The sequence below is a fragment of the Myxococcus guangdongensis genome, from assembly GCF_024198255.1.
GTDB lineage: Bacteria > Myxococcota > Myxococcia > Myxococcales > Myxococcaceae > Myxococcus > Myxococcus guangdongensis.
Genome location: NZ_JAJVKW010000003.1, coordinates 860127 through 881743 on the forward strand (window position 1 = coordinate 860127; position 21617 = coordinate 881743).

A 21617-nucleotide genomic window follows, 5' to 3' on the forward strand; every position below is an offset into this window, starting at 1 on the left:
GCCAGTCGGCCCCATGGCTGTGATTCGTCAAGGGACGCCCCGCGGGCTGGATGGACACCGCTCGGCGTGCCTCCGTCCACATGACGCGCCACGCCGCTCGGGCCGATGTGTGTCCCTGTCTGTGATGTGATTCCCTGGCGTCAGGAGGTCTTCGGGGCCGTGCCGCGCTAGGCGCGCCGTCCGCGTCTGTCGATGGGGGACGGGGGACTCCGTGGCTCCTTCGCCAGCAACCAGTCGCGGACCGCGAGGAAGCGCGCGGTGGGAGCGGCGGCTCGGCGCCACGCCACCCAGAGGGTGCCCCAGGGGCGGCGTGAGGCGCTGCGGGCGGCCTCCGCGGTGAGCTCGACGACGCGCCCTTCGCGCAGCGCGGGCCCCACCAGGTAGTCGGGCAGCACCGTCAGCCCCACGCCGGCCTCCGCCAGTGCGAGCATCTCGTCGAGGTTGGCGATGCGGCAGACGACCTGCGTCGGCAGGGGCTCCCGGGCGCCGAAGGCCGCGCGCCACCAGGGCAGGAGCATGGCCAGGTCCGCGTCGAAGGCGATGAAGCGATGCGTGGCGAAGTCGCGGGCGCTCCTCGGGCTCCCCCAACGCTTCAAATAGGCAGGGGAGGCCACGGCGACGAAGCGCTCCTGGGCCACGGGGCGCAGCTCCAGGCCCGGGGCCTCGGGCAACAGGCCGACGAGGCCCAGGTCCAGCTCACCGTCGAGGAGCCTGCGCGCGACGCGGCTGGGGACATCGAAGCGGACGTCCAGGCGCAGCTCGGGATGCGCCGCCAGGAGGGACGGCAGGCGCGGGCGCAGCCAGTAGCGGAAGAAGGGCCAGGGGCCGCCCAGGGTCACCTCGCCGCGCACCACGCGGTGGACCTCGGAGGCCTCCTCCACGGCGGCGTCCAGCGCGGGCAGGTGCTCCGCCAGTCGCGCGACGAGCGCCGCTCCGGCGGGGGTGAGCCGCGCCCTTCGTCCCACGCGCTCGAACAGCGCGACGCCCGTGTGTCGCTCGAGCGCCTTGAGCTGCTGTCCCACGGCGGACGCGGTGATGCCCAGTCGCGCCGCGGCGGCGGCGTGCGTCCCCGCGCGACTGACTTCCCACAGCGTCCACAGCGCCTCGCGATTGCCAAGCATGGCTTGAGCTTATGTGAAGAAGCCCTCGGTTTTCTGGGCGGACCCGGGGGCGTATCCCTTCTGGCGTGGGGCCCCTCCTCGTGGGCCCACGAGGGAGCCGTGTCATGGAAGAGATGCTGACCGCCGTGAAGGTCCTGCTGATTGTCACCAGCCACTCGCAGTTCGGAGACACGGGAGAGAAGACGGGCTTCTGGCTGGAGGAGCTCGCCGCGCCCTACGAGGCGTTCGTCGACGCGGGGGCGCAGGTGGACATCGCGTCTCCGGAGGGCGGGGCCGCGCCGGTGGACCCTCGCAGCGAGAAGGAGCAAACGGAGTCCACGCGGGCGTTCCTGTCCGATGCGCAGGCGAAGAAGAAGCTGGCGAACACGCTCAAGCTCGCGAAGGTGCAGGACAAGTACGACGCGTACTTCGTGGTGGGTGGGCACGGCGTGATGTGGGACCTGTCGAAGCACGCGCCCACGCACAAGCTGTTGTCCGCGGGGTACGCGCGCGGAGCGGTGGTGGCGGCGGTCTGCCACGGGCCCGCGGCGCTGGTGGGCGTGAAGGGGCCGGACGGGCAGCCGCTGGTGAAGGGCAAGCGCGTGGCGGGCTTCAGCAACGCGGAGGAGAAGGCGGCGAAGTTCGACGCCATCGTCCCGTTCGCGCTGGAGACGCGGTTGAAGGAGCTGGGGGCCCGCTACGAGTCAGGTCCGTTGTGGGAGAGCTTCGTCGTGAGCGACGGCCGGCTCGTCACCGGGCAGAACCCGGCGTCGTCCGCCGCCACCGCGCGCGAGGTGCTCCACCAACTGCGCGAGAAGAAGCAGCCCTGATTGAGGCCAGGGGGCTCGCTCGGAGGTACGACGCGGCGATGCACCGCGAAGCCTGGGAGGCCCGTGCGCACCAGCGCCTCTTCGCTCGATGCGGACCGGGGGCTGCGCGTGGGAGCGGCACCGCGTGAGCGGAGCGAACGACGCCCGGACGGGGGGGCCGGGGAGGGAAGGGACGGTGTGCCGTCATGGAGTCAGAGGTGCGCGCCTGCGGGCTCGTAACCTCCGGGCCGAACGGGTGTTGAATGGGCGGACCTCGCCGCCTCGCGGGGCCGACACCCTGGAGTTGCGGCCGCATGCCTCAGTCCCTCTCTCGACGCCGCCTGCTGCACGCACTGGGACTGTCCGGAGTGGGGCTGCTGTTCACGCCAGGTCTGCTGCGCGGCGTCCAGGCGGCCACACCTCCTTCACGGCGCACGCTGGTGACGGTGTTCCTCCGGGGCGGTGTGGACGGGCTCTCCCTCATCCCACCCATCGAGGACGCGGCCTATCACCGCGCGCGTCCCTCGCTCGCGCTGAGGTCCTCGGGGGAGGGCGCCGCATTGCCCTTGTCCGCGCCCTTCGGCCTGCACCCACGTCTGGAGCCCTTGCTCCCGCTGTGGAAGGAAGGCCAGCTCGCGGTGCTGCATGGCGTGGGGCTCCCCACCCCGGTCCGCTCGCACTTCGACGCGCAGGACTTCGTGGAGTCCGGAACGCCGGGTCGCAAGTCGACACCGGATGGCTGGCTCAATCGCGCGTTGGACTCCGACGCACAGGTTCCCGCCGCGCCGCTGCGCGCAGTGGCGCTGCAGTCCACGCTGCCCCGCGCGCTCTTCGGTGACGCGGGCGCGCTGGCCATGGGGCGCCTGGAGGAGTTCCGCCTGCGCGTGGGCACGCGAGGCGCACAGGCCACCCGCGGCTTCGAGGCGCTCTACGCCGGCGCCGTGGACGACGCGCTGCGCACCACGGGGCAGGGCGCCTTCGAGGCGCTCTCGCACCTGGATGAAGAGCGCCTCGCCCGGCTGCCGCCCACCGCCGGCGTCGAGTACCCGCGCGCGCCCCTGGGCCAGCGACTGGCGGACATCGCCCGACTCATCAAGGGCGACGTGGGCCTGGAGGTCGCCGCCACGGAGATGGGCGGCTGGGACACCCACGCGGCGCAGGGCGCGGCCACGGGCACCTTCGCCAATCGCTGCGCCGAACTGTCCGGCGCGCTGTCCGCCTTCGCGCGTGATTTGGGCCCACGGCTCGAACACGTGACGGTGGTGGTCCTGACGGAGTTCGGCCGCACCGTGCGGGAGAACGGCAGTCGAGGCACGGACCACGGCGTCGGGAGCGCGATGCTCGTGCTCGGTGGAGGCGTGCGCGGAGGCCGGGTGTACGGGCGCTTCGAGTCACTGACGAAGGACCGGCTCCAGGATGGCAGGGACGTGCCCGCGTGGACCGACGTGCGAGCCCCGCTGTCCGAGGCCCTGCGTGCCTGTCGCCCCGGCGTGGACCTGACCCGGGTATTCCCGGGGTACTCACCCGGCGCACCGCTGGGCCTCTTCGCGTAGCGCGGTCCGGAATGGGGCAGACTGGGCGGGTCCATGGTCCGCCTCCGCCGCATGCTCACCCTCCTCCTCTGCGTCTTCGCGGTCCTCTACGTCGCGCTGTGCGTCGCGGCCTTCGCCTTCCAGCGCTCCCTGCTCTTCCCCGCGCCCAAGGCCCCCACCGCGCTCCCCGCGGCGCTCGGCTTCCGCCGTCTGCCCTCGAGCGGAGAGGCCTACGTGGACCTGCTCCAACTGCCAGGGCCCGAGGGCGCGCCCACGGTGGTGCACTTCCACGGCAACGGGGAGCAGCTCCTCGACCAGCAGGACCTGGGCCTGTTCCTCCAATCGAACGGCCTGGGCTTCCTGGCCGTCGAGTACCCGGGCTACGGCGCCTCCCCAGGAGCCCCTTCCGAGCAGGGCATCTACGCGGCGGCGGAGGCCGCGCTCGCGATGCTGCGCGCTCAAGGTGTCCCGCCGGAGCGCACGGTGCTCAGCGGCCGCAGCCTGGGCACGGGTGTGGCGGTGGAGATGGCGCGCCGGGGCCATGGCGCGCGCATCATGCTGGTGTCGCCCTACACCTCCATCCCCGACATGGCGGCGACGATGCTGCCCTTCCTCCCCACCTCGCTGCTCGTGAGGGACCGCTTCGACACCCTGTCGAAGGCGCGGGGCATCGACCTGCCGGTGCTCATCATCCACGGTGAGCAGGACACGCTCATCCCGGTGGAGATGGGGCGCCAGCTGGGCACCCGCTTCCCTCGCGCCACGGTGGTGACGGTGCCGGACGCGGGGCACGACGACGTGCTGGAGCGCGCGGGGCCGGACCGCGTGCAACGCATGGCCGCGTTCGCGCTCGGCGGCGACTGAAGGCGCCAGGGCACCCAGTCGTCAGTGCACCTGCGACGCGGACTCCGTGTCGACGGAGACCTCGCGCATCATCTCCGCGGTCTCCTCCGCGTCCAGACACTTCACCAGGTCCGCCTGCGCCACCATGCCGCAGACGGTGTTGTCATCATCGAGCACGACCATGCGCCGCACCTGGTTCTGCTCCATCAGCGCCAGGCAGTCCTCCAGCGGGGTGTCGCGGTACACGGTGGCCGCGGGCGCGCTCATCGCCGCCGTCACGTCCAGCATGTAGGGGTCCTTCCCCTTGGCGATGATGCGGCAGGTGATGTCCCGGTCCGTGATGATGCCCAGCGGCCGGTTGTCGGCGTCGATGACGGGCAGGGCTCCGCAATCACACTCGACCATCCATCGCGCCGCCTGTTCGATGCCCGTGTCGGGCAGGCAGGTGACGGGGTTGGTGGTCATGGCGTCTTCGACCTTCATGGCGTCCTCCCAGGCAGAGTGAATCTCTCCAGGAAGGTGCGCCTCGACGTCGTGAACCGCGGCGGGCAGCGGAGCGAGGGCCCGTCACGCGCCCGAGGACTTCAATCCCGGGGGAAGCGCTCCTCGTACTCGGCCTCCAGGCGTGCGTGGGTGGACCAGAAGCCGCGAGGCGTCTGTCCGCGCAGCTGGTCCTCGAGGATGCCCACGTGGGTGTCCCAGCCGCTCGCGACGCTGACGCGGTCGGCGCGCGTGACGAGGCGGCGGTGCGTGACGACGAGCAGCACGTCCGGGCCCCGAGCGCTCAGCTCGAAGATGACCTCGGAGGGGGCGCCCGTCTGCTCGGCCCAGGTGTAGCTCAGCACGTGCGGCGGCTCGCAGCGGAGGACGCGGCCGGTGTGCCGATGGCCGTCGCGCATCACCTGATAGCGCTGGGGCACCGGCTCGTGGGAGAGGTTGGCGTGTTGGAAGCGCAGCTCGACACGGCCGCCCTCGCGCAGCTCCATGTCCCCAGCGGCGAGCCACCTTCCACGCAGCTCCGAGTCCGTGAGGTACGCCCACACGCGCTCCAGCGGGCCTGGCAGCACGCGCTCGAGGCGCACCGTCTGGGGCTCGGTGACGACGCCGTGCTCAGCCATGGCGCGAAGCCTCCACGGCGACCTCGCGCGCCAGCGTGGTGAGCATGGTGGCCCAGCCCGCCTGGGTGCGGTCCGCGTACTCCGCCCACTTGTCGGACATGACGTGCGTCAGCGTCAGCTCACAGCCCGAGTCCCTCGGCTGGATGTCCAGGGTGACGCGGCTGATGTCCTCCGCGTTCATCGTCTCCTCGCGGATGGCCCACGTGAAGACCAGTCGCTGGGGACGGTCGAGCTCCAGATAGGTCCCGACGTGGTCGATGTCCTGGCCCTTCCTGCGCACCAGGAAGGAGAAGCCGCCGCCCACGCGTGCCTCGAGGCGCAGGTGCAGCACCTCCTCGTCGCGCACCCCTGGCCCCCACATCCACCGGCCCAGCGTCTCGGGACTCAACCACGCGTCGAAGACACGCTCGGCGCTGGCGGCGAAGAAGCGGGTGAGCTGGACCTGGACTGTCTTCGAGGGAGTCACCGGGTGCGTCCTTTCTTGTGGGGAGGGGAAGGGGGCGGGGGAGCCTCGCCGCGCAGCAGGCTCTCCAGCATGTCGAGTCGCTCGCTCCAGAAGCGCTCGTAGTAGCGAATCCAGTCCTGCGCGTCCGACAGCGGCCGGGCGTTGAGCCGGCAGACGTGCGTGCGGCCCTTCACCTCGCGGTGCACCAACCCCGCACGCTCCAGCACCTTGATGTGCTTGGACGCCGCGGCCAGGGACATCTGGAAGGGGGCCGCCAGCTCGCCCACGCTGCGCTCGTGCACCGACAGGTTGCGCAGCATCGCCCGACGTGTCGGGTCGGACAGCGCATGGAACGTGTGGTCGAGCTGGCTCGCGTGTTGTTCAACCATGAGGTTGAATATAGAGCCGCTCGTGACACTGTCAACCCACGTGAGTCCCGGCGAGGCTGGTACGCTGGGGGTGCCTCTCGACTCCGGAGAAGACCCATGTCCCGAGCCCCCGCGCCCGTCATCGGCATCATCGGTGGCAGTGGCCTGTACCAGATGGATGGCCTGAAGGACGTCACGTGGAGGAAGGTGTCGTCGCCCTTCGGCGAGCCCTCCGACGAGCTGTGCTTCGGCACGCTCGAGGGCACGCAGGTGGTGTTCCTTCCCCGCCATGGTCGAGGGCACCGCATCGCCCCGAGCGACATCGACTTCCGGGCGAACATCGACGCGCTCAAGCGCAGTGGGGTGACGGACCTGTTGTCGCTGTCCGCGGTGGGCAGCCTGCGCGAGGACCTGCCGCCGGGCACCTTCGTGGTGGTGGACCAGTTCGTGGACCGCACCTTCGCGCGGGAGAAGAGCTTCTTCGGCACGGGGCTGGTGGCGCACGTGTCCATGGCGAAGCCCACGTGCTCGCGCCTGGGCGGCGCGGTGGTGGCGGCGTGTGACGCGCTGGGCGTGGCCGCGCGCCGGGGCGGTACGTACCTGGCGATGGAGGGGCCGCAGTTCTCCTCGCTCGCGGAGAGCCAGCTGTACCGGACGTGGGGCTGTGACGTCATCGGCATGACGAACATGCCGGAGGCCAAGCTCGCCCGGGAGGCGGAGCTCTGTTACGCGACGGTGGCCATGGTGACGGACTTCGACTGCTGGCACCCCGAGCACGACGCCGTCACCGTGGACCAGGTCGTCTCCGTGCTGGTGGGCAACGCGGGCAAGGCGCGCTCGCTGGTGAAGCAGGTGGTGCCGCTGCTCGGTGGACACGAGGGGCCCTGTCGGCAGGGGTGTCAGCGCGCGTTGGAGCACGCGCTCATCACCGCGCCCGAGGCCCGCGACGCGGCGATGGTGGAGAAGCTGTCCTCGGTGGCTGGACGGGTGCTCGGGCGATGAAGGTCCACGGCAAGCCCACCCGCGCTGTCTGGCTGGAGCCCGATGCTCGCGCGGTGGGCATCATCGACCAGACGCGACTGCCCCATGCTTTCGTCACCGCGCGATTGGAGACGCTGGACGAGGCCGCGCACGCCATCCGCGCGATGCGGGTGCGAGGGGCGCCGCTCATCGGCGCGACGGCCGCCCATGGTGTCTGGCTGGCTTTGCGCGCGGACGCCTCCGATGCGGCGCTGACACGGGCCCTCGCGGTGCTGGGTGAGACGCGGCCCACGGCCGTCAACCTGCACTGGGCGCTGGAGGAGATGCGCCGCGTGTTGACGCCGCTGCCGCCCGCCGAGCGCGTGGAGGCGGCGAAGCGGCGCGCGGCGGAGCTATGCGACGAGGACGTGGCCATCAACCGCGCGCTGGGGGAGCACGGCCTGAGGTTGCTGGAGGCCGCGTGGGAGAAGAAGGGGAGGAAGGGCAGGTTGGAGGTGCTCACCCACTGCAACGCGGGGTGGCTCGCGACGGTGGACTTCGGCACCGCGCTCTCGCCCATCTACCTGGCGCACGACGCGGGGCTGCCGGTGCATGTCTGGGTGGACGAGACGCGCCCTCGCAACCAGGGCTCGCAGCTGACGGCGTGGGAGCTGGGGCAGCACGGCGTCCCGCACACGGTCATCGCCGACAACGTGGGCGGGCACCTCATGCAGCACGGGCAGGTGGACCTGTGCATCGTGGGCACGGACCGCACCACGGCCCATGGCGACGTGGCGAACAAGATTGGCACCTACCTCAAGGCGCTCGCGGCGAAGGACAACGGCGTGCCCTTCTATGTGGCGCTGCCCTCGCCCACCATCGACTGGCGCCTGCGCGACGGCGTGCGGGAGATTCCCATCGAGCAGCGCGACGGCGCGGAGTTGAGCGATGTCACCGGTCGGCTCGCCTCGGGTGAGGTGGCCACGGTGAGGGTGACGCCGGAGGGCAGTCCCTCCGCCAACTATGCCTTCGACGTGACGCCCGCGCGGCTCGTGACGGCGCTCATCACCGAGCGGGGCGTGTGTCCCGCGAGTGAGGCCGGCTTGCGCTCGCTCTTCCCGGAGCGCGCGGGGGTGGGGCCGTGAAGGACGAGCGCGCGGTGCGCGAGGCGATGATCGCCACCTGCCGGAAGATGAACGCGGCGGGGCTCAATCAGGGCACGAGCGGCAACCTGAGCGTGCGCGTGGACGGAGGCTTCCTGCTGACGCCGACCGGCATGGACTACGACGCGCTGGTGCCCGAGGACATGGTCCTCATGCGCATGGACGGAGGCCACGAGGGCCCCCGCCGCCCGTCCTCCGAGTGGCAGCTCCACCGTGACATCCTGGAGGCCCGTCCGGAGGTGGGCGCGGTGCTGCACGCGCACTCCATGTTCAGCACCACGCTGGCGTGTCTGCGTCGAGGCATCCCCGCCTTCCACTACATGGTCTGCGCGGCGGGCGGCGTGGACGTGCGGTGCGCGCCGTACGCCACCTTCGGCACCTCGGAGCTGGCGCGAAACGTCCTGGATGCGCTGGAGGGGCGCAAGGCGTGCCTGATGGCGAACCACGGCATGCTCGCGCTGGGGCGGGACTTGCCCTCGGCCTTCAAGCTCGCGGTGGAGGTGGAGACGCTCGCGGCCATGTACTGGCGCGCGCTCCAGGTGGGCGAGCCCGTGCTGCTCGACGACGCGGAGATGGCGCGGGTGCTGGAGAAGTTCAAGACCTACGGCCAGCAGTCCGCGCGGCGCTGAGCGCGCTCACGCCGAGCGGAGCGTGAGCACCGTCACCTCGGGCGGAACGCCCAGGCGGAAGGGCAGCCAGTGTCCGGTGCCGCCGGACACGTAGAGCTGGTGGTCGCCCCGGCGATAGCGGCCGAGCATGTACTGGAAGGCGAAGAAGAAGGCGGGCATGCCGAAGAACGCCACCTGTCCTCCATGGGTATGGCCCGCCAGCGTCAGCCGCGCCCCACGCTCGGCGGCGTGGTCGAAGAAGTCCGGGTGGTGCGTGAGGCACAGCACCACCTCGTCGGGTGAGACACCCTGGAAGGCCTGCTCGGCGGACTGCTTCATGCGCGCGGCCTTCACGCGGTGGCTCCGGCCGGACATGGGGTAGTCCACGCCCACCACGCGCACGCGCTGACCGCCGTGCTCGAAGGTGTGCGACTCGTCCACGAGCAGGCGCACCGGACCGCCGCGCGACTGGGACTTCGCGTAGGCCTCCACGACCTCATCCAGCCCGCGCCAGTGTTCGTGGTTGCCGAGCACCGCCAGCATGCCGTGCGGCGCGCGGCACTCCTCCAGCGCGGCCATGGTGGCGTCGAGCTGGTCCAGGTCGTCGATGAGGTCCCCCGTCATCACCTGGAGGTCCACCTTGGCCTCGTTCATCGCGGCCACGGTGTCGCGCAGGTACTGGGTGTCGATGAACGTGCCCACGTGCACGTCGGTGATCTGCCCGATGCGGAAGCCGTCCAGCGCCGCGGGCAGTCCAGGCAGGCGCACCTCCACCGACTCCACCTTGAAGCCCATGGAGCCGCTGGCGAGGCCCGCCGTGCTGGTCCCCACCGCGAGCAGCGGCACCGCGCGCCCCGCGTTCGTCAGCAGGTTGCGCCGGCTCATCCGCGCGGACGTCAGCGACTCCAGGGCGCTGGCCTGCGTGGAGTGGGGGGCCGGCGTTCCGCTGGGGGCGGACTCCGGGACGGACACGGGGGGAGGGGCCTGGGGGACCTGACCCTGGGTCGTCATGACGTCAGGGGAGGTCTTCGCCTGGGCGCGGCGGTCCAGCCACCGGCGCAGCAGGGCCAGGGGGCCGCCGACGAGGAAGATGATGATGGCGGAGATGGACCAGCCCGTGGCGACGATGCGCAGCAGGGCGGGGACCTCGGCGTTGCGGCCGGCGATGGCGGGCACCAGCCAGACGGCCAGCGACAACGCCGAGCCGCCGAGCAGCACCCACCGGCGCCATCCTCGCGCCATGGCGGGCCAGAACGACTTCAGGACGGTCCAGGCGACCACGTAGACCAGGAGGAGAAGCAACGGCCTGACCATCAACACGCTCCCAAGCGCACGAGAACAGCAGTCATAGCGCCGGGTCGCATGCCCCGCCGCACGAAGTGGCTGAATGTAGGTGACGCCCCTGTCACCGAAGCCCACCCGGACGCCAGGGCGTCCTCCTTACGCCCGCGCGGTCCGGGACATTCCCCAGGGCGTGTGGGTTCAGCCCCGAGCGCCGGGGCTCGCCATGCGCAGGTGCGCGTGCAGCGTCTCGGTGCGCAGGTAGAGGAACTGGGCATCGCCGAAACCCAGCGCGTCGCCATCCGTGAGCAGCACGTCCTGCTCGGGCGTCAGCGCGGCGGTGTTGACCCAGGTCCCGTTCATCGAGCCCACGTCCCGGACCGAGCAGTCCCCCGCCGAGGCGTGCCACTTGAGCGTGGCGTGGTGCTTGGACACGGACGGGTCCGGGACGACGAGCGTGCAGCCTTCGATGCGCCCCACGGTGAGCTCGTGCCCGTCCATGGCGGGACGCAGGAAGTGGACCTCCAGCGCGTCGAAGCCGCGCAGCATGACGAAGAGCCGGTCCACCAGCCGGGTGCGGTGGGCCATGCCCACGGTGCGCGCCTCGCCCAGCCGCATCGCCACCTGTTGGAAGACGGGCTCGGGCGGCTGTTGGACGAGGACCACGGGCCCGGAGGCGTCGAGGAAGGCTTCCAGGGTTGCGAGGGCGAACGGGCGCAGTTGCTTCACGGACGGCATCGTGGCCGCAACCTACCTCGAAGCCGCGTGCCCCGGCGCGCACCCGCACGCGCGAGGTGGACGCCGTCCACCAGCGAACGCTCCCACGCGAGCACCTGGGGCGGGTTCTGCGGAAGACTTCCTGGAGGCACGCGCACGGCGCAATCCATGCGCAGTGATTGCGAGTGGCTGCAATCCCAGACTCGAAGCGAGGTTGGAGACATTTTCAGGGAACGCCAGACAGGGCCTCTCCGCGCACGGAGCTCGGTTCCATCACCAGGAGACGCGCATGAAGGCACGGCCCTTCGTGATGGCCGTGGGCAGGCCGGTGAAGGGCAGCTGCGGAATCTGATACATCCGTGGAAGTCTGCGTCAGCCGAGGAGGAGGGCTGACGCCGTGGCGTTCGAGGGATGTGTGCATTCCGACACGTGGCGGCTCGGGCTCATACCCTGGGCATGCCAGGTCGGTGCGTGGCGCGGTGTGTCGTGAGACAAGGCTTTGCGCTCGTGGCGTGTCCGGTGACACTCCTGTGACACAGACATTTGTGTTCGCGCGAGGAGCGTCCAAGCCATGTGGGAGCGAATGAGGAAGCACGGCGCCTGGGTGTTGGCGGCGTCGTTGTTGGCATTGAGCGGGTGCTCGGACTCGGACGATGACCTGCCGACGCCGGACGCCGGGGAGCAGCCCGATTCAGGGACACCGGACTCGGGGACGCCGGACTCGGGCTCGGAGCTGCCGCCGCTGCAGGTGCCGGAGGGGTGCAATCCGCTGGCGTCCGAGCATGACTGTCTGTTGCCGTATCCCTCGGACTACTTCCTGAAGGAGGACGCGGCGCTGCCGTCGGGGCATCGGGTGACGCTGAGCGCGGCCGCGAAGCTCAAGACGCGGGATGGCACGCCGTTCGACTTCACGGACCTGCATCCGGCGGATGGTTATTCGCACGGCACGCAGATGCTGGTGCTGTTCCCGGGTGGAGTGGATGACACGGGGCTGCCCTCGGTGACGCGGCCCACGGCGGCGACGTCGGGGACCACGGTGTTGCTGGAGGCGGAGGCGGGCACGGGCGTGCCGCACTTCGCGGAGTTGGATCCTCGGGCGACGGCGGATGCGCGGCGGGCGCTGCTGGTGCGGCCGGCGGTGCGGCTGAAGGGCGGGACGCGTTACATCGTGGCGCTGCGCGGACTGAAGGCGAAGGACGGCACGCCGGTGTCGGTGCCCGAGGGCTTCCGTCGCATCCGGGATGGCCAGACGGCGGGGGACGCGCTGCTGGCGCCGCTGGCGCAGCGCTACGAGGCGGACATCTTCCCGGCGTTGGAGTCGGCGGGAGTGTCGCGCGCGGAGCTGCAGCTCGCGTGGGACTTCACGACGGAGACGGAGGAGAACGTCACGCGGGACATGTTGGATGTGCGCCGGTTGGCGATGGATGCGATGGAGGCCACGCCGCCGGTGGTGACGGTGACGGAGGTGACGAACGACGTGGACGCGAACATCGCGCGTCGCATCAAGGGGACGCTGCGGGTGCCGTTGTTCATGGAGACGGCGCAGCCTGGGGCGCTCCTGGCGCGGGATGCGCAAGGGAGGGTGCGGCGCAACGGTGAGGCGGAGGTGCCCTTCACGCTGCAGATTCCCCGGAGTGTCTGGGGGCAGGGCGTGGCGCCGGTGCGGCTGCTCCAGTACGGGCACGGCTTCTTCGGTGGGCAGGGGGAAGCGGATGGCTCATTCGTGCGGCCGTTCGTGCAGGCGACGCGGATGGTGGTGGTGACGGTGGACTGGTGGGGCATGTCGCAGGCGGACGCGCCGGGCGTGGTGGGGGCGATGGCGCAGCAGCCGGGGCAGACGATGCGCTTCTCGGACCGGGTGCATCAGGGGATGGTGAACCAGATGGCGGTGACGTACGCGGCGCGCACGACGCTCAGGGACGTGGCCGAGCTGAGCGACAACGGGGTGCTCGTGTATGAGCCGGCGCAGACGTACTTCTACGGCATCAGCCAGGGGCACATCCTGGGCGGGACGTACGTGGCGCTCTCGCCGCACCTCGAGCGCGCGGTGTTCAGCGTGGGTGGGGCGGACTTCTCGCTGATGATGTTCCGGGCGAAGCCCTTCGCGCCGTTCCTGCAAGCGATTGCGGCGGCGGTGCCGGACGCGTTGGACCAGCAGAAGTTCGCGGCGATGACGCAGACGGGGTTCGACCGCATCGACCCGCTGACGTATGCGCCGCATGTGTTGAAGACGCCGTATGCGGGCGGCCCCGCGTCGCGCAAGGTGTTGGTGCAGTACGGCCTGGGGGATGCGCAGGTGCCCAACGTGGCGACGGAGCTGCATGCGCGAGCGATGGGGCTGACGCAGCAGCTGCCGGCGACGTGGCGGGTGCCGGAGCTGCCGGCGGTGGAGGGTGTCCTCGACGGCGCGGCGCTGGTGCAGTTCGACTTCGGGTTGCCCTCGCCGTTGCCGGGCACGGTGGCGAACCTGCCGGCGGACGACAACCCGGTGCACGAGGGTGTGCGTCGCAACGCGAAGGGCCGTGAGCAGGTGGACCTGTTCCTGAGGCCCGACGGCAAGGTGGAGGCCACCTGCGGCGGCGTCTGCCTCGGCGCGAACTGACGCGAGGGAGTCGCCACCGCGAGGCGTGTGGCTTGCCGCGGTGACGGTCCGCGCTCGTGAAGGGGCGCGGACCGTCCAACCAGTGAGACTGCATGCATCGTCTGAGTGAATCGCCGAGCAGTACGGCCCCTATCGTGATGGGGCCGCGAAGAAAGGTAGGGAGTAGACACCATTACCTGGAGGGTGAGACACCCGAGATGGACCTGGAGCCTGCTCAGGCCGAAGTCCGTCGAGGTGATGGTGCTCGGGCTCGACAGGGAGGGCTCATGACACGGTACTGGCTTTCGTTCGACTTGGGGCTCCGCGGCAACGACGACGACCTCTACCGGTGGTTGGCGAAGCTGGACGCGCGCGAGTGTGGTGACGGCGTGGCGACCTTCACCACGGCGCTGACGCCCGCGCAGCTCAAGCGGGCGCTCAAGCCCATCGTGGGGAAGAAGGGGCGGGCCTATCTGATTGGCTCCGACAAGGAGGGGAAGTGGAGCGGCAAGTGGCTCTTCGGCAACCGGCGTCCCGCGCCGTGGGTCGGCTACGTCGAACTCGCCGGTGAGGAGCAGGACGACGCATGAAGGTCTGTGTCGATGCCTGCTTCCTGCTCGCGCTCTATGACCCGAGGGATGGTCTCCACGGCGTCGCCAAGGCGCTGTTCGAGAAGCTGTTCGACTCATCGGCCCACGAACTGGTGGTGCCCTGGCCCATCCTCTACGAGACGGTGTCGACGCGCATGGCTCGCAGGAGCGCGTCGATGGGACTGCTGGAGCGAGACTTGAAGCGCCTGCGGCAGCGCAACCGGCTGTCGATGTTGTTCGACCGGAAGATGCGAGAGCAGGCGCTTGCGGAGTGCTTCGCGGAGCTGACGAAGGAGGGTGGTTACCGCGCCCTGAGTCTGGTGGACCGGGTGGTGCGGTTGATGCTGCTCAGTCGGAGCAACCGGCTCCACGCCCTCGTCACCTTCAACCGGGGAGACTTCGAGGACGTGTGCCGGCAGCGGAAGATCCAGCTCATCGACCAGGAGGGCTGACGGCCCGGGGCCCACCGTCCTTCCGCGGACGGCGGGCCCACCGTGCTTCAGCTCGCGGCGCTGGTGTTCTTGAGCAGGTGGTCGCCGTAGTCCTCACGGAGCTTCGTCTTGAGGAACTTCCCGGTGGACGTGCGCGGAATCTGCTCGATGAAGAGGTAGTCGTCCGGCAGCCAGAACTTGGCGAACTGCTTCGCCAGGTGCTCCGCCAGCGCTTCCTTGGTCGCCGTCTGCCCCGGCTTGAGCACCACCGCCGCCAGCGGGCGCTCGTCCCACCGCGCGTGCCGCCCGGCGAACACCGCCGCCTCCAGCACCGCCGGGTGGCTCATCAGCGCGTTCTCCAACGCCACCGACGAAATCCACTCACCCCCCGACTTGATGACGTCCTTGCTCCGGTCGCAGATGCGCACATACCCATCCGCGTCCAACGTGACGACATCCCCCGTCTTGAACCAGCCATCCGCCGTGAAGCGGTCCGCGCCCTCGCCGCCGTAGTACGAGCCCGCCACCCACGGCCCGCGCACCTCCAGCTCGCCCATCGTCGCGCCATCCCACGGCAGCGCCTTCCCGTCCTCCCCCATCACCCGCGTCTCCACGAACGGCAGCGCGAAGCCCTGCGAGCTCTGCGCCCCCAGCTGCGCCTTCGCGTCCGCGTGGCGAAGCTCCTGCTTCACCTTCGCCATCGTCCCCACCGGGTTCATCTCCGTCATGCCCCAGGCGTGCGTCACCTCCAGCCCGTGCCGCTGCCGGAAGCCGTCAATCATCGCCGGCGGCGCCGCCGAACCCCCAATCAACATGGTCCGCATCGCGCTCAGGTCCCACTTCTTCGGGTCCTGGTCCAACAACGCGAGGATGCCCAGCCAGATGGTCGGCACCCCGCCCGCCACCGTCACCTTCTCCGCCGCCATCAACTCCAGGAGCGACGGCGGGTCCAGGTGCGGCCCCGGCATCACCATCCGCGCCCCCGTGAGCAGCGCGTCGAACGGCAACCCCCACGCCGCCGCGTGGAACATGGGCACCACCGGCAACACCGAGTCCGCCTCGCCGATGCCCGTCAAGTCCTTCATGCAACACACCAGCGTGTGCAACGTGATGGACCGATGGCTGAACAGCACCCCCTTGGGGTTGCCCGTCGTGCCCGACGTGTAGCAGAGCATCGCCGCGCTGTTCTCATCCAGCGTGGGGAAGTCGAACGTCTCCGGCTCCGCCGCGAGCAGCTTCTCGTAGTCCAGCGTCCCCTCCGGCGCCGGCCCCGCGTCCGGGATGACGACGACATGCCGGAGGCTGGGCACCTGCGCCGCGAACTTCTCGAACAGCGGCCACAGCGAGCGGTCCACCAGCACCACCGTGTCCTCCGCGTGCTTCGCGATGTAGCCCAAGTCGTTCGGATGCAGTCTCAGGTTCAGCGTGTGCACCACCGCGCCCATCGCCGGAATCCCGAAGTACGCCTCCAGGTGCCGGTAGTGATTCCAGCTCAAGGTCGCCACCCGGTCGCCGGCCTTCACCCCCAACCGCTTCAGCGCGTTCATCAACTGGCACGTGCGCCGGTAGAAGTCCGCGTACGTGTAGCGGTGCGTCGACTTGTCCGGGTTGCGGCTGACGATTTCGGAGCGCGGGTAGTACGTCCGCGCGCGCTCCAGGAAGTGCGTCAACGTCAGCGGGAAGTCCATCATGCGGCCTGGCAGCATCGGCATGTCCCTTCGAGGGGAGGGTGGGGCGCCGATGCTACCGGATGCGCGCTCGGGCCAGCGTCCCGCGTCACCCGCGGCCCGAGCGTTGTCGCGTTGCGTCAGCCGAAGAACACCTGGGCGACCTCGAAGAACTCCGTCGGCACGCGCTTGAGCTCCTTGGTGGCGGCGGACAGCTCGATGCTGACGATTTCGTTGCCCTTGAGCGCGGCCATCTTCCCGAACTCGCCCCGGGCGACCATGTCGCACGCGTGCACGCCGTAGCGCGTGGCCAGCACGCGGTCATGCGCGGTGGGCGCGCCGCCGCGCTGGATGTGGCCCAGCACCGACACGCGCGTCTCGAAGCCCGTGCGGCGCTCGATTTCCTGCGCGACGATGTTGCCCACGCCGCCCAGCCGGGGACGTCCCGCCTCGTCCAGCGCGCCGCTCGTCACCAGCTGCTCGCCCTGGTCCGCGGACAGCTTGATGCGCGTGCCCTCGGCCACCACGACGATGGAGAAGCTGCGCCCGCCCGCGTGACGGCTGCGGATGTGCTCGGCCACGCGCTCCAGGTCCGCGGGAATCTCCGGCACCAGGATGACGTCCGCGCCGCCGGCGATGCCCGCGTAGGTGGCAATCCAGCCCACGTGCCGGCCCATCACCTCGCACACGATGACGCGCTTGTGCGACTCGGCCGTCGAGTGCAGCCGGTCCACCGCCTCCGTGGCGATCGCCACCGCGGTGTCGAAGCCGAACGTGAAGTCGGTGCCGTTCAAATCGTTGTCGATGGTCTTCGGCACGCCCACGATTCGCAGCCCCTCCTGGGACATGCGCGTGGCGGCCGACAGCGTGCCCTCGCCGCCGATGGCGATGACGGCGTGGATGCCGTTGCGCTCGATGGCGCGCTTCACCTTCTCCAGGCCGTTCTCCACCTTGAACGGGTTGACGCGCGAGGTGCCGAGGATGGTGCCGCCCCGGTGGAGGATGCCGGAGGTCGTCTCGCGGGTGAGGCGGAAGTGGTTGTCATCGAGCAGGCCCTTCCACCCGTCGCGGAGGCCCATCATCTCGAAACCGTGGGCGGAGGCGCGGCGGACGAGGGCGCGGATGACGGCGTTGAGGCCGGGGCAGTCACCCCCGCCGGTAAGCACGGCGACTTTCATGAAGAATGTTTTATCGCGCCTTGCACCCGACGTGCTGATGAAGTTTGCCCGAGCGCCCTGCGACGGGAGGAGCGGCCCCTAGCCGAACACCGACGGCCGGCGGTGCGTCCACGGGTGCGCGGCCTCCAGTTGCGACGCCAGCCGCAAGAGCGTGGCCTCGTCGCCGAAGCGGGCGATGAACTGCACGCCCACCGGCAGCCCCTCGGGACTCCAGTGCAGGGGCACGCTCATCGCCGGATTGCCCGCCATGTTGGCCATGGGGCAGTAGGGCGTGAAGCCCGCCGCGCGGAACAGGGGGGCGAGCGGCGCGTCGGGCTCGGACGCGAACGTGCCGAGCACGGGCGCGGGCTCGGTGACGGTGGGCAGGAGCCACACGTCCACGTCCTCGAAGTGGCGGGCGAAGACGCGGCCGAAGCGCAGGATTTCCGTCTGCGCGTGCAGGTAGGCCGACAGGCCCTGGCTGAGCCCGTATTGATACAGCGCCCAGGTGAAGGGCTCGAAGTCCTCCGGCGAGGGCGCGCGGCCCAGGCGGCGCGAGAGCCCCTCCACGGTGTTCACCACGCCACAGGCCCAGGCCGTCATGAAGTGCTGTCCGAGCGTGTCGTCGCCGGGAATCTGGAGGTTGCCCTCGATGACGGAGTGGCCCAGTCCCTCGAGCCGCTTCGCGGTGGCGACGACGGCGCTGAGGCACTCGGGGTGGACGGGGGCGCCCACCGCGTTGCGCAGCGTCAGGCCGATGCGCAGCCGTCCCGGGGGCGCGCCGACCTCCAGGCTGTAGGGACGGGCCTTGGGCGGAGCGTGATAGGGCGCGCCGAGGTCAGGCCCTTCCGTGGCGTCGAGCAGCGCCGCGCTGTCTCGCACCGTGCGGGTGAGGGCATGCTCGCCTATCAACCAGTGGACACTGTCGGCCAGCTCCGGCCCGGTGGGGTTGCGGCCCCGGCTGGGCTTGAGGCCGAACAGGCCACACGCGGACGCGGGGATGCGGATGGAGCCGCCGCCGTCGGACGCGTGCGCGAAGGGCACCATGCCGCTGGCCACCGCCGCCGCCGCGCCGCCGCTGGAGCCTCCTGGCGTGCGCGTCACGTCCCATGGGTTGCGACACGGCCCGTGCAGCGAGCCCTCCGTCGTGGGGAGCAGCCCCAGCTCCGACGTGTTGGTCTTCCCCAGGACGACGAGCCCCGCGCGCAGGTAGCGCTTGACGAGCTCGCTGTCGTGGCCCGGCGCGAAGTCCTTCGCGAAGCGCGAGCCGAAGGTGAGCGGATGGCCCTCCTGCGCGGCGAGCAAATCCTTGAGGAGGAAGGGCACGCCGGTGAAGGGGCCCTCGGGCAGGGAGGACTTCGCCCTCAGCCGCGCGGTCTCGAACTGGGTCTGCACCACCGCGTTGAGCCGGGGGTTGCAGCGCTCGATGCGGGAGATGGCCGCGTCCACGAGCTCCAGCGGAGTCACCTCCCGGCGCCGCACGAGGTCGGCCTGGGCGGTGGCGTCGAGGCTGATGAAGGGGTCCATGGGCCGGGCACTCTACCCTCGTTCCCCAGGGAGCCCTCCGTGTGTGCGCCACGCGCGGTATGACGCGTCGCGTTCGCGCGGTGTCGGAGATGACGGCAGTTGCTGCAACAGTCACGGACATGCCTCTCGGTGAACGTGTTCGTGACTCTCGGGTGGTGTTGAGGCGGCGGCATCCATGGTCGTGTGCGCGGCTCTTTTTCGAGCGAGGAGCCTCCATGCACATCCGGGTCTTCGAATCCGAGCAGGAAGCGGCCGCCGCGTGCGCCGCGCGCATCGCCGAGGCGGTGACGGCGCATCCTTCATTGGTGTTGGGATTGCCCACGGGGCGCACGCCGCTCAACGTGTACCGGGAGCTGGTGGCCCTGCAGGCCAGGCGGCGGCTGGACTGGTCCATGGCGCGGACGTTCAACCTGGAGGAGTGGGTGGGGTTGTCGCCGGAGGATGGCGGCAGCTTCCACGCGTACATGGAGCGGCACCTGTTCCGACATGTGAACCTGTCGAAGGAGCGCATCCACTTCCTCGACGGCGCGGCGTCGGACTTCGCCGAGGAGTGCGAGCGCTACGAGGCGGAGTTGATGGCGGAGGGTGGGCTGGGATTGGTGTTGGTGGGCGTGGGCGCGGATGGGCACCTGGCGTTCAACGCGCCGTCGGACCACCTGCGCGCGCGCTGCCACCGGGCGAAGCTGAGCCGTGGGGCGCGCGAGGCGAACGCGATGTTCTTCGGGGATGACGCGAGCCGCGTGCCGTTGGAGGTGCTGACGCTGGGGATGGGCGCGCTCATCCAGTCGCGCCGGGCGATGCTGCTGGCGTTCGGCGCGCAGAAGGCGGAGGCGGTGAAGGCGCTGGTGGAGGGCCCGCTGACGCCTGCGTGTCCCGCGTCGTTCCTGCAACTGCATCGCGACGTGGAGGTGTGGCTGGACGTGCCCGCCGCGAGCGCGCTGGCGGGCCGCGTCCAGTAGGGCTTCAGCGCGAGCTGCTGGCGAGGCGCGGGGCGAGAAGCTGGCGCAGCTTGCCGAGCAGCGAGAGGAACTCCACGCGGTCCTCCTGGCCGTGGGTGGCGTCCGCGGCGAGCGAGTGGATGCGGGAGAAGTTGCGCTCGTCGGTGGTGAGGGTGCCGCGCAGCAGGTCCGCGGTGCTGGCGACCGCCGCGGCGAAGCGCAGGTCATCCGAGGCGCGGTCCAGCGACGCCTTCACCTGCTCGCGGTTCAGCACGAAGCGCTGCTCGGCCGCCTCGGAGTCGCCCGGCTTCTTGGCGCGCACGCGCACGGTGGCCACGGTGTCCCCCTCGCCCGTCAAATCCAGCTCGTAGAGCGCGGTGACGGTGTGGCCCGCGCCCACCTCGCCCGCGTCGACGTCATCCTTGCGGAAGTCCGCGTCGGCGATGGCGCGGTTCTCGTAGCCGAGCAGCCGATAGGCGCGCACCGCCGTGCGGTCGAACTCCACCTGAATCTTCACGTCCTGGGCGATGACCTCCAGCAGGCCGCCCAGCTGGTCCCGGAACACGCGCTGCGCCTCGCGCTCCGAGTCGATGTAATAGCAGTTGCCGTTGCCCTGGTTGGCCAGCTTCTCCATCAACTCGTCACGGTAGTGGCCCATGCCGAAGCCAATCGTGGACAGGGTGACGCCCTCCTTCACGTACTGGCGGATGCTGGCGAGCATCGTCTCCGCCGTCTGGTTTCGGCCCAGGTTGGTGTCGCCGTCCGTCAGCACGATGACGCGCGAGACGCGCTGTGAGCCCGCCATGCGCACCGCCTGCTGGTAGGCGAGCTCCAGGCCGTCCCCCATCGCGGTGCCACCGCTCGCGGAGAGCGCGTCGAGGGCGGCGTTGATGCGCTTGCGCTCCTTGGCGGGCGTGGGCTCGAGCACGGTGGACACGCCGCCGGCGTAGGTGGTGATGGCCACGGTGTCGTTGGGGTTGAGCCCCTCCACCGCGAGCTTCACCGACTTCTGGACGAGCGCCAGCCGGTCGGGCCCCTGCATGGAGCCGCTGGTGTCCACGAGGAAGACCAGGTGCGTGGGCTTGCGCTCGGCCTTGGCGACCTGGCGCCCCTGGAGGCTCACCTTGAGCAGGTGCTGACGCTCCGCGAAGGGCGAGGGCGCGGCCTCGAGCGCGACGTGGAACGGGCCCTGCCCGGGGCGGGGCGCGGGGATGGCGTAGCGGAAGTAGTTGACCCACTCCTCCACGCGAACGTTGGAGGGGTGGGGGAGCTGGTGCTCCGTCACGGAGCGGCGGAACTGGGTGTAGGAGGCCGTGTCCACGTCCACCGCGAAGGTGGAGAAGGCGTCCTCGCGGACCTCCGTGCGCGGATTGATGACCTGGGGCGTGTTGCTCGGGGCGGGGGCCTGCGCGACGGGGATGCGGGCCTGCTGCCCGGTGTCGGAATCGCCATACGCTTCGTTGTTGCCGAAGCTCTTCAGGCTCTTGCGCCGCAGGCTCTCCGAGCCCGAGGTGGCGGCGGGGTACTCCAACGCGAGCGACGAGGCGCTGACGCCGAAGAGCTTCCGGATGTTGTCGCCGTACAGCGTGACGCCGCCGCCGAGCAGCGCGAGCGTGACGAACAGGGTGGTGAGGATTCGGATGAAGCGCTTGCTCATGGGGCCCCGGGGTGTGGTGGGAGAAGTTCGCGTGAGGCGCAACTCCTCTCATGGGCACCCCGTGGCGCGCGTCCGTCATCCGCCCGAGGTCGGTCATCGGGAGGAGGGTCGGTCATCCGTCCGAT

Annotated in this window: 21 protein-coding genes; 10 read left to right on the forward strand and 11 right to left on the reverse strand. The window is 70.5% G+C overall.

The window, feature by feature from the left end:
* Positions 1 to 167: 167 nt before the first annotated feature.
* Entirely contained in the window at positions 168 to 1121 is a 954-nt protein-coding gene (locus LXT21_RS12890) for a LysR family transcriptional regulator (protein WP_254038413.1), read from the reverse strand.
* 104 nt (positions 1122 to 1225) lie between these two features.
* On the opposite strand from LXT21_RS12890, the gene LXT21_RS12895 reads away from it, so the two are divergent.
* From LXT21_RS12895 to LXT21_RS12905, 3 genes are all read left to right on the forward strand, one after another.
* On the forward strand, positions 1226 to 1930 hold the full coding sequence (locus LXT21_RS12895) for a type 1 glutamine amidotransferase domain-containing protein (protein ID WP_254038414.1): 705 nt from the start codon (positions 1226 to 1228) through the stop codon (positions 1928 to 1930).
* A gap of 293 nt (positions 1931 to 2223) precedes the next feature.
* Positions 2224 to 3462 carry a DUF1501 domain-containing protein gene (locus LXT21_RS12900; RefSeq protein WP_254038415.1) on the forward strand — a complete coding sequence of 413 codons (1239 nt, stop codon included), beginning with the start codon at positions 2224 to 2226 and terminating at the stop codon, positions 3460 to 3462.
* A 51-nt stretch (positions 3463 to 3513) separates the two neighbouring features.
* Positions 3514 to 4305 (forward strand): alpha/beta hydrolase, encoded by a 792-nt coding sequence (locus LXT21_RS12905; RefSeq protein WP_254038416.1) that lies wholly within the window; start codon positions 3514 to 3516, stop codon positions 4303 to 4305.
* A gap of 21 nt (positions 4306 to 4326) precedes the next feature.
* Here LXT21_RS12905 and LXT21_RS12910 read toward each other — a convergent pair whose 3' ends face one another.
* From LXT21_RS12910 to LXT21_RS12925, 4 genes are all read right to left on the reverse strand, one after another.
* Entirely contained in the window at positions 4327 to 4767 is a 441-nt protein-coding gene (locus LXT21_RS12910; RefSeq protein WP_254038417.1) for a CBS domain-containing protein, read from the reverse strand.
* A 101-nt stretch (positions 4768 to 4868) separates the two neighbouring features.
* Entirely contained in the window at positions 4869 to 5402 is a 534-nt protein-coding gene (locus LXT21_RS12915; RefSeq protein WP_254038418.1) for an SRPBCC family protein, read from the reverse strand.
* Positions 5395 to 5868: an SRPBCC family protein gene (locus LXT21_RS12920; RefSeq protein WP_254038419.1), complete on the reverse strand. Its 474-nt coding sequence runs from the start codon at positions 5866 to 5868 to the stop codon at positions 5395 to 5397. Before LXT21_RS12920 ends, LXT21_RS12915 begins: the two co-directional genes overlap by 8 nt.
* Complete coding sequence (locus LXT21_RS12925) at positions 5865 to 6236, reverse strand: ArsR/SmtB family transcription factor (protein ID WP_254038420.1); 372 nt, start codon at positions 6234 to 6236, stop codon at positions 5865 to 5867. The genes LXT21_RS12920 and LXT21_RS12925 overlap by 4 nt, the downstream gene beginning before the upstream one ends.
* A gap of 96 nt (positions 6237 to 6332) precedes the next feature.
* Here LXT21_RS12925 and LXT21_RS12930 point away from each other — a divergent pair, with 96 nt between their 5' ends.
* The 3 genes from LXT21_RS12930 to LXT21_RS12940 are packed head-to-tail and all read left to right on the forward strand — an operon-like array spanning position 6333 to position 8967.
* Complete coding sequence (locus LXT21_RS12930; protein WP_254038421.1) at positions 6333 to 7217, forward strand: S-methyl-5'-thioadenosine phosphorylase; 885 nt, start codon at positions 6333 to 6335, stop codon at positions 7215 to 7217.
* Positions 7214 to 8320, forward strand: a complete 1107-nt coding sequence (gene mtnA, locus LXT21_RS12935; protein WP_254038422.1) for an S-methyl-5-thioribose-1-phosphate isomerase — start codon at positions 7214 to 7216, stop codon at positions 8318 to 8320. The genes LXT21_RS12930 and mtnA overlap by 4 nt, the downstream gene beginning before the upstream one ends.
* A gap of 26 nt (positions 8321 to 8346) precedes the next feature.
* Entirely contained in the window at positions 8347 to 8967 is a 621-nt protein-coding gene (locus LXT21_RS12940) for a class II aldolase/adducin family protein (protein ID WP_254038545.1), read from the forward strand.
* A gap of 6 nt (positions 8968 to 8973) precedes the next feature.
* On the opposite strand, the gene LXT21_RS12945 is transcribed toward LXT21_RS12940, so the two are convergent.
* Positions 8974 to 10260 (reverse strand): metallophosphoesterase, encoded by a 1287-nt coding sequence (locus LXT21_RS12945; RefSeq protein WP_407666982.1) that lies wholly within the window; start codon positions 10258 to 10260, stop codon positions 8974 to 8976.
* 168 nt (positions 10261 to 10428) lie between these two features.
* Entirely contained in the window at positions 10429 to 10965 is a 537-nt protein-coding gene (locus LXT21_RS12950) for an FHA domain-containing protein (protein WP_254038424.1), read from the reverse strand.
* Between the two features lie 550 nt (positions 10966 to 11515).
* On the opposite strand from LXT21_RS12950, the gene LXT21_RS12955 reads away from it, so the two are divergent.
* The 3 genes from LXT21_RS12955 to LXT21_RS12965 all read left to right on the forward strand — a co-directional run bounded on the left by LXT21_RS12955 (position 11516) and on the right by LXT21_RS12965 (position 14567).
* Entirely contained in the window at positions 11516 to 13546 is a 2031-nt protein-coding gene (locus LXT21_RS12955; protein ID WP_254038425.1) for a hypothetical protein, read from the forward strand.
* Between the two features lie 266 nt (positions 13547 to 13812).
* A complete protein-coding gene (locus tag LXT21_RS12960; protein WP_254038426.1) occupies positions 13813 to 14115 on the forward strand; it encodes a hypothetical protein in 303 nt (100 codons plus the stop codon).
* Complete coding sequence (locus tag LXT21_RS12965) at positions 14112 to 14567, forward strand: PIN domain-containing protein (protein ID WP_254038427.1); 456 nt, start codon at positions 14112 to 14114, stop codon at positions 14565 to 14567. The genes LXT21_RS12960 and LXT21_RS12965 overlap by 4 nt, the downstream gene beginning before the upstream one ends.
* A gap of 47 nt (positions 14568 to 14614) precedes the next feature.
* On the opposite strand, the gene LXT21_RS12970 is transcribed toward LXT21_RS12965, so the two are convergent.
* From LXT21_RS12970 to LXT21_RS12980, 3 genes are all read right to left on the reverse strand, one after another.
* The gene (locus tag LXT21_RS12970; protein ID WP_254038546.1) at positions 14615 to 16252 is read right to left on the reverse strand and encodes a long-chain fatty acid--CoA ligase; all 1638 of its coding nucleotides are present in this window, start codon (positions 16250 to 16252) and stop codon (positions 14615 to 14617) included.
* 101 nt (positions 16253 to 16353) lie between these two features.
* Entirely contained in the window at positions 16354 to 17391 is a 1038-nt protein-coding gene (locus tag LXT21_RS12975; RefSeq protein ID WP_254038428.1) for a 6-phosphofructokinase, read from the reverse strand.
* Between the two features lie 78 nt (positions 17392 to 17469).
* Positions 17470 to 18897, reverse strand: a complete 1428-nt coding sequence (locus LXT21_RS12980; RefSeq protein WP_254038429.1) for an amidase — start codon at positions 18895 to 18897, stop codon at positions 17470 to 17472.
* A 215-nt stretch (positions 18898 to 19112) separates the two neighbouring features.
* Here LXT21_RS12980 and LXT21_RS12985 point away from each other — a divergent pair, with 215 nt between their 5' ends.
* On the forward strand, positions 19113 to 19856 hold the full coding sequence (locus LXT21_RS12985; RefSeq protein WP_254038430.1) for a glucosamine-6-phosphate deaminase: 744 nt from the start codon (positions 19113 to 19115) through the stop codon (positions 19854 to 19856).
* 4 nt (positions 19857 to 19860) lie between these two features.
* Here LXT21_RS12985 and LXT21_RS12990 read toward each other — a convergent pair whose 3' ends face one another.
* Positions 19861 to 21492: a vWA domain-containing protein gene (locus tag LXT21_RS12990; protein ID WP_254038431.1), complete on the reverse strand. Its 1632-nt coding sequence runs from the start codon at positions 21490 to 21492 to the stop codon at positions 19861 to 19863.
* Between the last annotated feature and the right edge of the window lie 125 nt (positions 21493 to 21617).

Coding starts and splice junctions, on each gene's coding strand:
- LXT21_RS12915 (WP_254038418.1), bottom strand. CDS start 5,402: ATGGCTGAGCACGGCGTCGTCACCGAGCCCCAGACGGTGCGCCTCGAG.
- LXT21_RS12910 (WP_254038417.1), bottom strand. CDS start 4,767: ATGAAGGTCGAAGACGCCATGACCACCAACCCCGTCACCTGCCTGCCC.
- LXT21_RS12890 (WP_254038413.1), bottom strand. CDS start 1,121: ATGCTTGGCAATCGCGAGGCGCTGTGGACGCTGTGGGAAGTCAGTCGC.
- LXT21_RS12905 (WP_254038416.1), top strand. CDS start 3,514: ATGCTCACCCTCCTCCTCTGCGTCTTCGCGGTCCTCTACGTCGCGCTG.
- LXT21_RS12900 (WP_254038415.1), top strand. CDS start 2,224: ATGCCTCAGTCCCTCTCTCGACGCCGCCTGCTGCACGCACTGGGACTG.
- LXT21_RS12960 (WP_254038426.1), top strand. CDS start 13,813: ATGACACGGTACTGGCTTTCGTTCGACTTGGGGCTCCGCGGCAACGAC.
- LXT21_RS12985 (WP_254038430.1), top strand. CDS start 19,113: ATGCACATCCGGGTCTTCGAATCCGAGCAGGAAGCGGCCGCCGCGTGC.
- LXT21_RS12975 (WP_254038428.1), bottom strand. CDS start 17,391: ATGAAAGTCGCCGTGCTTACCGGCGGGGGTGACTGCCCCGGCCTCAAC.
- LXT21_RS12970 (WP_254038546.1), bottom strand. CDS start 16,252: ATGCTGCCAGGCCGCATGATGGACTTCCCGCTGACGTTGACGCACTTC.
- LXT21_RS12955 (WP_254038425.1), top strand. CDS start 11,516: ATGTGGGAGCGAATGAGGAAGCACGGCGCCTGGGTGTTGGCGGCGTCG.
- LXT21_RS12925 (WP_254038420.1), bottom strand. CDS start 6,236: ATGGTTGAACAACACGCGAGCCAGCTCGACCACACGTTCCATGCGCTG.
- LXT21_RS12945 (WP_407666982.1), bottom strand. CDS start 10,260: ATGGTCAGGCCGTTGCTTCTCCTCCTGGTCTACGTGGTCGCCTGGACC.
- LXT21_RS12950 (WP_254038424.1), bottom strand. CDS start 10,965: ATGCCGTCCGTGAAGCAACTGCGCCCGTTCGCCCTCGCAACCCTGGAA.
- mtnA (WP_254038422.1), top strand. CDS start 7,214: ATGAAGGTCCACGGCAAGCCCACCCGCGCTGTCTGGCTGGAGCCCGAT.
- LXT21_RS12940 (WP_254038545.1), top strand. CDS start 8,347: ATGATCGCCACCTGCCGGAAGATGAACGCGGCGGGGCTCAATCAGGGC.
- LXT21_RS12930 (WP_254038421.1), top strand. CDS start 6,333: ATGTCCCGAGCCCCCGCGCCCGTCATCGGCATCATCGGTGGCAGTGGC.
- LXT21_RS12965 (WP_254038427.1), top strand. CDS start 14,112: ATGAAGGTCTGTGTCGATGCCTGCTTCCTGCTCGCGCTCTATGACCCG.
- LXT21_RS12990 (WP_254038431.1), bottom strand. CDS start 21,492: ATGAGCAAGCGCTTCATCCGAATCCTCACCACCCTGTTCGTCACGCTC.
- LXT21_RS12980 (WP_254038429.1), bottom strand. CDS start 18,897: ATGGACCCCTTCATCAGCCTCGACGCCACCGCCCAGGCCGACCTCGTG.
- LXT21_RS12895 (WP_254038414.1), top strand. CDS start 1,226: ATGGAAGAGATGCTGACCGCCGTGAAGGTCCTGCTGATTGTCACCAGC.